Origin of the sequence: Staphylococcus sp. 11511212 (assembly GCF_011394755.1) — a bacterium.
Lineage (GTDB): Bacteria > Bacillota > Bacilli > Staphylococcales > Staphylococcaceae > Staphylococcus > Staphylococcus chromogenes.
In genome coordinates this window covers 40231-52315 of sequence record NZ_JAANBQ010000012.1, presented here as the reverse complement: position 1 = coordinate 52315, position 12085 = coordinate 40231, and the positions used below count along the sequence as shown (strand labels likewise).

The 12085-nt window shown below is 36.4% G+C and carries 9 protein-coding genes; 8 read left to right on the top strand and 1 reads right to left on the bottom strand.

Annotated elements, in window-relative coordinates; genetic code table 11:
• Positions 1 to 45: 45 nt before the first annotated feature.
• The 5 genes from G8Y84_RS08865 to G8Y84_RS08845 all read left to right on the top strand — a co-directional run bounded on the left by G8Y84_RS08865 (position 46) and on the right by G8Y84_RS08845 (position 6595).
• A complete protein-coding gene (locus G8Y84_RS08865) occupies positions 46 to 348 on the top strand; it encodes a YerC/YecD family TrpR-related protein (RefSeq protein ID WP_037575741.1) in 303 nt (100 codons plus the stop codon).
• Positions 349 to 507: 159 nt separating this feature from the next.
• Positions 508 to 1197: a heptaprenylglyceryl phosphate synthase gene (gene pcrB, locus G8Y84_RS08860; protein ID WP_037575743.1), complete on the top strand. Its 690-nt coding sequence runs from the start codon at positions 508 to 510 to the stop codon at positions 1195 to 1197.
• Positions 1197 to 3386 carry a DNA helicase PcrA gene (pcrA, locus tag G8Y84_RS08855; RefSeq protein WP_103159497.1) on the top strand — a complete coding sequence of 730 codons (2190 nt, stop codon included), beginning with the start codon at positions 1197 to 1199 and terminating at the stop codon, positions 3384 to 3386. The genes pcrB and pcrA overlap by 1 nt, the downstream gene beginning before the upstream one ends.
• The gene (gene ligA / locus G8Y84_RS08850; RefSeq protein ID WP_103159496.1) at positions 3387 to 5390 is read left to right on the top strand and encodes an NAD-dependent DNA ligase LigA; all 2004 of its coding nucleotides are present in this window, start codon (positions 3387 to 3389) and stop codon (positions 5388 to 5390) included.
• A gap of 11 nt (positions 5391 to 5401) precedes the next feature.
• The gene (locus tag G8Y84_RS08845; RefSeq protein ID WP_037575752.1) at positions 5402 to 6595 is read left to right on the top strand and encodes a CamS family sex pheromone protein; all 1194 of its coding nucleotides are present in this window, start codon (positions 5402 to 5404) and stop codon (positions 6593 to 6595) included.
• Between the two features lie 99 nt (positions 6596 to 6694).
• On the opposite strand, the gene putP is transcribed toward G8Y84_RS08845, so the two are convergent.
• Positions 6695 to 8239 carry a sodium/proline symporter PutP gene (gene putP, locus G8Y84_RS08840; protein ID WP_103159495.1) on the bottom strand — a complete coding sequence of 515 codons (1545 nt, stop codon included), beginning with the start codon at positions 8237 to 8239 and terminating at the stop codon, positions 6695 to 6697.
• Positions 8240 to 8814: 575 nt separating this feature from the next.
• Between putP and gatC the strand changes: the two genes are divergently transcribed.
• The 3 genes from gatC to gatB are packed head-to-tail and all read left to right on the top strand — an operon-like array spanning position 8815 to position 12020.
• A complete protein-coding gene (gene gatC, locus G8Y84_RS08835) occupies positions 8815 to 9117 on the top strand; it encodes an Asp-tRNA(Asn)/Glu-tRNA(Gln) amidotransferase subunit GatC (RefSeq protein WP_037575759.1) in 303 nt (100 codons plus the stop codon).
• 1 nt (position 9118) lies between these two features.
• Complete coding sequence (gene gatA, locus G8Y84_RS08830; RefSeq protein ID WP_037575760.1) at positions 9119 to 10579, top strand: Asp-tRNA(Asn)/Glu-tRNA(Gln) amidotransferase subunit GatA; 1461 nt, start codon at positions 9119 to 9121, stop codon at positions 10577 to 10579.
• A 13-nt stretch (positions 10580 to 10592) separates the two neighbouring features.
• Positions 10593 to 12020: an Asp-tRNA(Asn)/Glu-tRNA(Gln) amidotransferase subunit GatB gene (gatB, locus tag G8Y84_RS08825; protein ID WP_037575761.1), complete on the top strand. Its 1428-nt coding sequence runs from the start codon at positions 10593 to 10595 to the stop codon at positions 12018 to 12020.
• The last annotated feature ends 65 nt before the right edge of the window (positions 12021 to 12085 follow it).

Sequence of the window (12085 nt, the reverse complement as noted above, 5' to 3'; positions counted from 1 at the left end):
TTCGTTAAAATATCCTTAAACATAAAAATATAGGGGTTGTATACCATGCAAATTGAAAAGTTACGTGGACAAGCATTAAATGAGTTATTTGATGCAATATTAACATTAGAAACACGCGAGGAATGTTATCAATTTTTTGATGATTTGTGTACGGTGAATGAACTTCAATCACTATCACAACGTTTACAAGTAGCAAAGATGATCAAACAAGGATACACCTATGCTACAATTGAGGCGGAATCAGGTGCCTCCACTGCAACGATATCTCGCGTTAAGCGTTCATTACAATGGGGAAACGATGCATATACGATGATTTTAGAACGTATGGATATTGAAACGAAACAATAATACAATAAGTTTTTAGCAAGCGTAGAGTTGAGCATGAAGGTGCTCTATTTACGCTTGTTTTTTATGTTTCATTATATTCAAATTACATGGGTGAACCTTAGAATATCCACTTTAAAAATGGTATAATATAGGTCATGATATTTAAAGGAGTATTCGGTAATGTATGATATAAAAGAATGGCGTCATGTCTTTAAATTAGATCCAGCTAAACCCATTTCAGATGCAGATTTGGAAAAGCTATGTATGTCCAATACAGATGCAATTATCATAGGAGGAACTGATAATGTAACAGAAGATAATGTCTTGCATTTAATGAGTCGCGTAAGGCGTTATCCGTTACCACTCGCACTTGAAATTTCTAATATAGAGAGTACAGTTCCTGGTTTTGATTTTTATTTTGTCCCTACTGTTATGAACAGTAAGGAGGTAAAATTTCATAATGGCTTATTACATGAAGCCTTAAAAGCCTACGGTCATATGATTCATTTTGAAGAAATGGTATTTGAAGGGTATGTGGTTTTAAATCCTAATAGTAAAGTGGCACAACATACACATGCGCATACAGAACTTTCAACAGAAGATATTGAAGCTTATGCACAAATGGCGAATGAAATGTATCGATTTCCGGTATTTTACTTGGAGTATAGCGGACAATTAGGGGACCCTGAAGTCGTGCGAGCAGCGCAATCATACCTTACCACAACACAATTGTTTTATGGTGGTGGCATTGACAGTTTAGCGCACGCCATTCAATTTGCGGAAATTGCTGATACGATTGTCGTCGGCAATTTAATCTATGAAGATATTAAAAAAGCAATTCAAACGACTAAAATAAAGGAGAGAACATAATGAATCCATTAGTGAAACATATGAATACGGAACAAAGTGAAGCGGTACGTACGACTGAGGGGCCGCTTTTAATTATGGCGGGCGCAGGATCTGGTAAAACGCGTGTGCTCACTCATCGCATTGCGTATTTATTAGATGAAAAAGAGGTTTCTCCTTATCATATTTTAGCCATAACGTTTACGAATAAAGCGGCGAGAGAAATGAAAGAACGTGTGCAAGCATTAGTAGGGGAAGAAGCAGAAGTTATTTGGATGTCGACTTTTCACTCTATGTGTGTAAGAATTCTTCGACGCGATGCTGACCGTATAGGAATTGAACGTAATTTTACCATCATTGATCCTACAGATCAAAAATCGGTCATTAAAGATGTTTTAAAACGAGAAAATATTGATCCTAAACGCTATGAACCCCGCATGTTTATTGGTGCGATTAGTAACTTGAAAAATGAATTGAAAACACCAGAAGATGCACTTACAGAAGCACATGATTTTTATACACAAATGGTCGCTAAAGTGTATGAGGGGTATCAAAAACAATTGTTGCGAAATCAAGCGCTCGATTTTGACGATTTAATTATGACAACAATTAAACTTTTTGAACGTGTGCCAGAGGTATTAGATTATTACCAAAACAAATTTCAATACATACATGTGGATGAGTATCAAGATACCAATAAAGCACAATATACACTTGTAAATCTTATGGCACAAAAATTTAAAAATCTGTGCGTGGTCGGAGATTCCGATCAATCGATTTATGGATGGCGCGGGGCAGATATTCAAAATATATTATCTTTTGAAGAGGACTACCCGAACGCTAAAACAATCTTTTTAGAACAAAATTATCGTTCAACTAAGACCATTTTAAATGCCGCGAACGAAGTTATTCGAAATAACACGGAACGAAAACCTAAAGGCTTGTGGACAGCAAATGACAGTGGTGAAAAGATAAAATATTACGAAGCATTTAGTGAACGAGATGAGTCAGAATACGTTGTACGAGAAATATTTAAACAGCAGAAAAAAGGTAGAAAGTTGAAAGATATTGCGGTTTTATACCGTACAAACGCGCAATCCCGTGTTCTTGAAGAAACATTTTTAAAATCCAATGTTCCGTATGTGATGGTTGGAGGACAAAAGTTCTATGATCGTAAAGAAATCAAAGATCTTTTAAGTTATTTACGCTTAATTGCGAATAGTGCGGATGATATTAGTCTCCAACGCATTATCAATGTTCCTAAACGTGGCATTGGACCTTCATCAGTGGATAAAATTGCAACTTATGCAGCAAATAATGATATTAGTATGTTCGAAGCACTCGCTGAAATAGACTTTATAGGACTATCAAAAAAAGTAACCCAAGCGGCTGCAGAATTTTATCAATTAATTAATCATTTAATGAAAGAACAAGAGTTTTTAGAAATTAGTGAGATTGTGGACGAAGTTTTAGAGAAATCTGGATATCGCGAAATGCTCGAACGTGAACAGACTTTAGAAGCGCGTAGTCGATTAGAAAACATTGATGAATTTATGTCAGTCCCTAAAGATTACGAAAAAAACACTCCAATAGAAGAACAATCTTTGATTAACTTTTTAACAGATTTATCTCTTGTGGCTGATGTTGATGAAGCGAATCTCGAAGATGGCGTCACATTGATGACAATGCACTCAGCTAAAGGATTAGAATATCCAGTTGTATTTATTATTGGTATGGAAGAATCTATTTTTCCACATGTTCGTGCCATTAAGAGCGATGATGACCACGAAATGGAAGAAGAGCGCCGTATTAGTTATGTGGCCATTACACGTGCGGAAGAAGAACTCTATTTAACCCATGCGTCCTCACGTACATTGTTTGGACGTCAACAATCCAATCCTAAATCAAGATTTTTAAATGAGATTCCAGAAGATTTACTTGAACTGCCTGAACGTCAAAAACCAACGTCAATTGGACAGAAACGTCAAACGCCGAAGAGAGGTTTTAGCAAACGAACAGTGGTGAATAACAAAACGACTTCATCTGAGTGGAAAGTTGGAGACAAAGTTACACATAAAACTTGGGGAGAGGGTATGGTCTCAAATGTGAACGAAAAAAATGGTTCAGTTGAGCTGGACATTATATTTAAATCACAAGGGCCTAAACGTTTATTAGCCCAATTTGCCCCTATTGAAAAGAAGGAGGACGAATAGATGTCGGATTTGTCTAAACGCGTAAAAGTTTTGCATGAACTTTTACATCAATATAATTACGAATACCATGTAAAGGACAATCCAAGTGTTCCTGATAGTGAATATGACAAGCTTTTACATGAACTTATCGATATCGAAACACAACATCCGGAACTTAAAACTGCTGATTCACCTACCGTACGTGTAGGTGGAGAAGCACAATCCTCTTTTGAAAAAGTACGTCATGAAACACCTATGCTTAGTCTCTCTAATGCATTTAATGAAGATGATTTACGTCGTTTTGACCAACGCGTACGCGAAGCAGTAGGTGAAGTGTCGTACATGTGTGAGCTTAAAATAGATGGTCTCGCGGTTTCCTTAAAATATGAGAATGGGCGCCTAGTTCAAGGGTTAACACGTGGTGACGGCACAACTGGAGAAGATATAACAGAAAACTTAAAAACGATTCATGCGATTCCATTAACCCTCAAACAACCGATATCATTTGAAGTTCGTGGGGAAGCCTACATGCCAAGAAAATCATTCATGAAACTCAATGAGGAGAAGGAAAAGAAAGGGGAAGCCCCTTTTGCTAATCCTCGAAATGCTGCAGCAGGATCTTTACGCCAACTTGATTCAAAACTTGCGGCAGCGAGAAAGTTAGACATCTTTTTGTATAGTATTAATGATTTTACTGAGCTTGATGCCACATCACAAAGTGAAGCACTCACAGAGCTTGATGAACTTGGTTTTAAAACCAATCCGGAACGCATCATCGCCAAAACAATCGATGATGTACTTGACTATATTGCACATTGGACAACGTCACGTGATGCATTAAGTTATGATATCGATGGTATTGTAATTAAAGTCAATGCAATTGAGCATCAAGAAGAAATGGGATTTACGCAAAAATCGCCGAGATGGGCCATTGCGTATAAGTTTCCTGCTGAAGAAGTGGTCACGACATTACTCGATATTGAACTGAGTATTGGTCGGACAGGAGTCGTCACGCCAACCGCTGTCTTAGAACCCGTGCATGTCGCAGGAACCACTGTTTCAAGAGCTTCATTACATAATGAAGATTTAATACATGAACGTGATATTCGCATTGGGGATGAGGTCGTTGTTAAAAAAGCAGGCGACATTATTCCTGAAGTCGTGCGCGTGATATTAGATCGTCGTCCGGAAAATACAGAAAAGTATCATATGCCGACACACTGTCCAAGTTGTGGTCATGAGTTAGTACGAATCGAAGGTGAAGTTGCCCTTCGTTGTATCAATCCAAAGTGCCAAGCTCAACTCATAGAGGGACTCAAACATTTTGTCTCAAGACAAGCAATGAATATCGATGGATTAGGTACTAAAATTATTGAGCAATTGTATTATCACGAATTGATTAAAGATGTGGCTGACATTTTTTATTTAAAAAAAGAGGATTTATTACCTCTTGAGCGTATGGGTGAGAAAAAAGTCGATAACCTTATGCAAGCTATTGAAAATGCCAAATCACAATCTTTAGAACATTTGTTATTTGGACTAGGAATCCGTCATTTAGGTGTTAAAGCGAGTCGGGTACTTGCTGAAAAATATGAAACGATAGATCGTCTCATGCAAGTCACAGAAAATGAGCTTGTTGAGATATATGATGTTGGTGAAAAACTTGCCCAATCATTTGTCACATATATGGGCAATGAAGACATTCGTACGTTAATCGATAAATTGAAAACACAACAAGTCAATATGAACTATACGGGTCAAAAAACTTCTCAAATTGAAGGTCATCCTGAGTTTCAAGGCAAAACAATAGTATTAACGGGTAAGTTAGAACAAATGACGCGTAATGAAGCCTCTGAATGGTTGCAACGTCAAGGCGCTAAAGTAACAAGTAGCGTCACTAAGTCAACAGACCTCGTGATAGCAGGGAAAGACGCCGGCTCAAAATTAACAAAAGCAACCTCATTAGGAACGACGATTTGGAATGAACAAGAATTTGTAAATAAGCAAAAAGAAATCGGTGAATAAGGAGATAGCCTATGAAGAAAAGAACTTTAGTTATTGTAGGACTTTCACTTGTACTCGTAGGATGTGGCCCAGACGATAATGAACCATCATCGTCGAAAGAAAATACATCCACTCAAAACGATGTGAAACAAATCGCAACCGACAAAAATGTGCAAGGAGACAATTACCGAACAATTTTGCCATTTAAAGAGAGTCAAGCACGGGGGCTGACACAAGAAAATATGGCCAATACGTATAACGGTGAAGATTTTGAAACGGGTTTATTAAATATAAGTAAACAAGTGTTTCCTACAGATGATTACTTATATCAAGATGGACAATTTTTAGATAAGAAAACCATTCAAGCCTATTTAGAGCCTAAGTTAACAAAAAGTGAACTTGATGAAATGAGCGATAAAGAGAAAGAAGAGCGTAAAGCAACCGAAAATTTAGGCCTTAACCCTTCTGTTCATGGCGAAACTGATGAAGAAAAAATTGCTAAAAATTCACCGCAAGTGCTTTCTAATATATTAGAACAAAACTTTTACGATAATGGAGATACAAGTGGTAAAAAATTAAAAGGGATGACGATTGGTCTCGCAATGAATCAAGTGTATTACTATCAAAAAGAAAAGTACGGTGAGACTTTTAGCGTTGACTTAGATAAGAAAAAAGTTGAAAAACAAGGTCAAGAAATGGCAGAAGAAATGTTGTCACGTCTTCGAGAAAATGAAAAATTAAAAGATATTCCGATTACTTTTGCGATTTATATGCAATCCGGAAAAGATCAAATTACACCTGGCGCATTTGTCAGTTATGCGACCTCTGAAGAAAATGGAGAAGCATTAAAAGAGTGGAATACGGTGAACGAACAAACTGTACTTGTTCCATCAGGTGAAGCGGCGGACTTAAATGAACAATTTAATTCTAACTTCCGTGATTTTAATCATAGTTTACAATCTTATTTTACTAATTTTACTCAAGCTGTAGGTAAAGCCAAATTTAAAGATAAAAAGTTACAATCCCTCACAGTTGATTTGCCGATTGATTATTATGGTAAAGCCGAATTAATAGGTATTACACAGTATGTGACACAGCTTGCTGAAAAAGATTTTGGTGATGTTGAAGAATATGAAATTCATATTAAAGATGGTAATGAGTCACGTGCTTTAATTACTAAAACCAAAGACGATAAAGAGCCGAAAGTTCATATATATAACAATTAAGCGTTTCTTTTTCAGATATTAGCGTAAACTTACAGTGAATATAAATATAGCCATCAAAATTTAGTCTTAGATAAATTTTGATGGCTTTCTATTTATAGATTATTCATTTAATTTTAAACGTCGTTTCACTTCGTTCATTTCATCAATCACATACGTATCTGGTTTCTTCGTGAACTTAGACACAATTAATGTGACGAGTAAACTTACAATAAAGCCTGGTACGATTTCATATAAAGTGAAGAACTCATATTTTTCACCGAGTGGATGTGCAAATACGATCCATAAAATAACTGTTAACGCACCTGCAACCATTCCACTGATGGCACCTGTACGTGTAAGACCTTTCCAATAAAGCGTCAATATCACGAGAGGACCAAAGGAAGCGCCGAAACCAGCCCAAGCATTACCCACTAAATTTAAGATTGTATCATTAGGTGACCATGCAATAGCAATCGCGACAATCGCTACTAATATAACAGATAAACGGCCCACTAATACAAACTCTTTTTCGTGTTTTTCGGTATTTGCTTTATCACCACGAATCAGTTTATAAAAATCTTCTGTTAGCGAACTTGAAGTAACAAGTAATTGTGATGAAATAGTACTCATAATAGCCGCTAAAATGGCAGCTAACAAGAAACCACCTACAAGGGGATGAAATAATATTTGTCCCATTAATACGAAAAGTGTCTCTGGATCTTTAATTTCTACGCCTTGAGCAGGAACAAACGCGATACCTAATAATCCCACTAAGACAGCACCAATCAGTCCTACTGCCATCCATGTAATTCCTATACGTCTCGTAAACGGAAATAATTTGATAGATTTAATCGACATAAAGCGGACTAAAATATGGGGTTGTCCAAAATATCCCAATCCCCATGCAAAAAATGAAATAATACCAATCACTGTCGTCCCTTTAAAAAGATCTAAATTTGTAGGTTTTAATTCAGCAACGGTATGGAAAGTGTCTAGTCCATTTAGTTTTAACATAACGACGATCGGTACCATAATCATTGCGATAAGCATAATAACACCTTGGAAAAAGTCAGTAATGGATACTGCTAAATAACCACCAAAGAAAGTATAAGCAATAACAATGACCGCAACTAACAATAATCCTAAACGGTAATCTAGACCAAAAGCACTATCAAATAATTTACCTCCGGATACAAAGCCGGCATGTGTATATAAAGTAAAGAAAACAACAATGATACCACCAGAGATAATCTTGATGAGATTTGATTTATCATCTAATCGGTTTTTGAAAAAATCAGGTAATGTTATCGCATCACCCGCAATTTCTGTGTGAAGTCGTAATCTAGGTGCAACAAGTAAATAGTTAATCCATGCACCGAGCGTTAAACCGATAGAGAGCCACGCGGCAGAAAGACCTGTGGAGTAGACTTCACCCGGCAACCCCATAATCATCCAACCACTCATGTCGGATGCCCCGGCTGAAAGTGCAGTAACCCATGGTCCAATATTTCGACCGCCTAACATATATTCACTCAAATTACTGGTTGCTTGTTTGTAGCCATAATAGCCAATACCTAGCAATATAATGAAATATAAGGCAATCATGATGTATGTTTGCCAATCTGGATTGACTTGACTCGATAATGTAGACCCAAAAATATACATAATTATCCCCCTTTTTTGTTACATTAATTAATTATACAGAAATATCTCTGGAAGAAAAGTGTGAATTTATTTGAATTTTCTATAAAGTACATCAAAATATTTTATAATCGAGATGGTAACTGCAAATAGATGTAAGAAAATAAGAACAATAGAAGAAAGGATTTAATGTTTGATACATTTTTATGCAAAAAATCATCATATTAATGTATGGTTTTTCCAATTTTATATAGATGTGTAACATGTAGGGGATATAGATTTTAAATAAGACATGAAAACGTGTAATGAAGAGAGAAGATTTTTTTAGAGATTATGTTTAATAGACATAGAACAATGAAAAAGGGATTGTGGATGAGAGTATGACTGAACTTAAGATTCACTTCCAATAGTCATTGCATTGTTTCAAAAAATTTAATTAAGATATTGAGTGATATAGCTATGCTAAGAACCCAAGTCTATCCATTTCAGAGGTTTAAACCATTTGTAAACCGAATATGGACAGAAAAAACTTAGATTTTTACCATGAAATTTGGTACAATTTTAAGATAAAAGAGTATTTTTAAGGAGGCTAAATAAACATGACTGAAATTACACAGGAACAAGTGGCACATATTGCGAATCTTGCACGTTTGAATGTTACAGATGAAGAATCTAAATCTATGCAAGAAACCCTCGCAGGTGTGTTGAATTTTTGTCATCAAATTGATTCAGTAGATACAGAAAATGTAAGACCTACAAATCACGTTTTAGATTTGCAAAATGTTTTAAGAGATGATGTAGCTACAAAAGGGTTACCACAAGAAAAAGCATTAGCAAATGCAAAAGAAGTAGAAGCAGGACAGTTTAAAGTCCCAGCAGTGATGAATGGGGAGGACGCATAAAATGAGCATCCGTTATGAATCAGTTGAGAATTTACAAAAATTAATTAAAGAAAATAAAATTAAGCCTTCAGAAATTGTAAAAGACATTTATGATGCGATTGAAGAAACTGATCCGCAAATCAAATCATTTTTGGCATTAGACAAAGAAAATGCAATTAAAAAAGCCGAAGAACTTGATAAAAAACAAGCTGCTGGTGAAATTGAAGGCAAATTGTTTGGTATTCCAATGGGAATCAAAGATAACATTATTACTGAGGGACTTGAAACGACATGTGCAAGTAAAATGTTAGAAGGTTTCGTCCCTATTTATGAATCTACAGTAATGAAAAAACTCCATGCGGAAAATGGAATTTTAATTGGGAAAGTCAATCTAGATGAGTTTGCGATGGGTGGCTCAACAGAAACGTCTTATTTCAAAAAGACTGTAAATCCATTTGACCATGCTGCTGTTCCTGGAGGTTCTTCAGGTGGTTCAGCTGCTGCTGTAGCCGCTGGATTAGTGCCATTTACACTTGGTACAGATACGGGTGGCTCAATTCGTCAACCCGCTGCTTACTGTGGTGTAGTAGGTTTAAAACCGACGTATGGTCGTGTGTCCCGTTTTGGTCTTGTTGCTTTCGCATCATCACTAGACCAAATTGGACCATTAACGCGTAATGTTAAAGATAACGCGATTGTATTAGAAGCCATCAGTGGCGAAGATGAAATGGATTCCACAAGTGCACCAGGTGTGGATACTGATTTTACTGCAGATATTGGTAAAGACATCAAAGATATGAAAATCGCACTCCCTAAAGAATATATCGGTGAAGGTGTAGATGAGGAAATTAAACAATCTGTACTTAAAGCTGTTGAAACATTTAAATCTTTAGGTGCAATTGTTGAAGAAGTGTCACTTCTACGTACAGCCTATGGTATTCCATCATATTATGTAATCTCCTCTGCAGAAGCGTCTTCAAACTTAGCGCGTTTTGATGGTATTCGTTATGGTTATCATTCAAAAGAAGCGAACAATTTAGAAGAACTTTACAAACTATCACGTAGCGAAGGATTTGGTGAAGAGGTTAAACGTCGTATCTTCTTAGGTACATACGTATTAAGTTCTGGTTATTATGATGCTTACTATAAAAAAGCACAAAAAGTAAGAACATTAATTAAAAACGATTTTGAAAATGTATTTGAAGACTATGATGTAGTTCTTGGACCGACAACTCCAACTGTTGCTTTTGATTTAGGTTCAGAAATTAATGATCCTTTAACAATGTATGCAAACGATTTATTAACAACACCGGTCAACTTAGCAGGATTACCAGGTATTTCTATTCCATGTGGATTAGCAGAAAATGGTCGACCAATCGGTTTACAATTAATTGGTAAACCATTTGATGAAAAAACGTTATATCGTATGGCATATCAATTTGAAACGCAATTCAATTTACATGATCATTATCAAAAATTATAAGGAGTGGCAGTAAATGCATTTTGAAACCGTTATTGGACTAGAAGTCCACGTAGAATTGAAAACTGATTCGAAAATGTTCTCTAGCGCACCTGTTGCATATGGTGCAGAGCCTAATACGAATACAACTGTAATTGATTTAGGTTACCCTGGAGTATTACCGACTGTGAACCGCCGTGCTGTAGACTGGTCTATGCGTGCAGCGATGGCTTTAAATATGGAAATTGCGACAGAGTCAAAATTTGACCGTAAAAACTACTTCTATCCAGATAATCCAAAAGCGTATCAAATTTCGCAACTTGATCAACCTATTGGTGAGCATGGATATATTGATATCGAAGTGAATGGTGAAACGAAACGTATCGGTATTACACGTCTTCACATGGAAGAAGATGCTGGGAAATCTACGCATAAAGATGGCTATTCTCTCGTTGACTTAAACCGACAAGGAACACCATTAGTTGAAATTGTATCAGAACCTGATATGCGCTCACCTGAAGAAGCTTATGCTTATTTAGAAAAATTACGCGCAATTATTCAATATACTGGCGTTTCAGACGGGAAAATGGAAGAAGGTTCACTCCGTTGTGATGCCAATATTTCATTACGTCCCTATGGTCAAAAAGAATTCGGTACAAAAGCTGAATTGAAAAACTTAAACTCATTTAATAATGTCAGAAAAGGTTTAGAATATGAGGTCAAACGCCAAGCAGAAGAATTGCTAAATGGTGGAGAAATTCTACAAGAGACACGCCGTTTTGATGAATCTACAGGGAAAACCATTTTAATGCGTGTTAAAGAAGCCTCAGATGATTATCGTTACTTCCCAGAGCCAGACATCGTTCCATTATATATCGATGAGGAATGGAAAGCGCGTGTCCGTCAAACTATTCCGGAATTACCAGATGCACGTAAAGAGAAATATGTAAAAGAGTACGGTCTCCCAGAATATGATGCCCATGTTTTAACTTTAACTAAAGAAATGTCTGACTTCTTTGAGGCTGCTGTCTCTGAAGGCGCAGATGTTAAGATGACATCGAACTGGTTAATGGGTGGCGTTAACGAATACTTGAACAAAAATCAAATCGAGCTACAAGACACAGGTTTAACGCCTGAAAACTTAGCAGGAATGATTAAGTTAATTGAAGATGGTACAATGAGCAGTAAAATTGCGAAGAAAGTTTTCCCTGAATTAGCGAAAAATGGTGGGGATGCGAAACAAATCATGAAAGACAAAGGGCTCGTACAAATTTCTGATGAAAGTGCCATTTTAGAATTTGTCCGTCAAGCCATTGAGCAAAACCCACAATCTGTAGAAGATTATAAAAATGGTAAGGGCAAAGCGATGGGCTTTTTAGTAGGTCAAATCATGAAACTTTCAAAAGGCCAAGCCAACCCTCAACTTGCGAATAAATTATTAAAAGAAGAATTAGACAAAGCCTAATTTATTATCGCTAATCCCGTATCAGTAATGATGGATTAGGACTAACATTGAGGGGGTGAGACATT

Coding starts and splice junctions, on each gene's coding strand:
- G8Y84_RS08865 (WP_037575741.1), top strand. CDS start 46: ATGCAAATTGAAAAGTTACGTGGACAAGCATTAAATGAGTTATTTGAT.
- pcrB (WP_037575743.1), top strand. CDS start 508: ATGTATGATATAAAAGAATGGCGTCATGTCTTTAAATTAGATCCAGCT.
- pcrA (WP_103159497.1), top strand. CDS start 1,197: ATGAATCCATTAGTGAAACATATGAATACGGAACAAAGTGAAGCGGTA.
- ligA (WP_103159496.1), top strand. CDS start 3,387: ATGTCGGATTTGTCTAAACGCGTAAAAGTTTTGCATGAACTTTTACAT.
- G8Y84_RS08845 (WP_037575752.1), top strand. CDS start 5,402: ATGAAGAAAAGAACTTTAGTTATTGTAGGACTTTCACTTGTACTCGTA.
- putP (WP_103159495.1), bottom strand. CDS start 8,239: ATGTATATTTTTGGGTCTACATTATCGAGTCAAGTCAATCCAGATTGG.
- gatC (WP_037575759.1), top strand. CDS start 8,815: ATGACTGAAATTACACAGGAACAAGTGGCACATATTGCGAATCTTGCA.
- gatA (WP_037575760.1), top strand. CDS start 9,119: ATGAGCATCCGTTATGAATCAGTTGAGAATTTACAAAAATTAATTAAA.
- gatB (WP_037575761.1), top strand. CDS start 10,593: ATGCATTTTGAAACCGTTATTGGACTAGAAGTCCACGTAGAATTGAAA.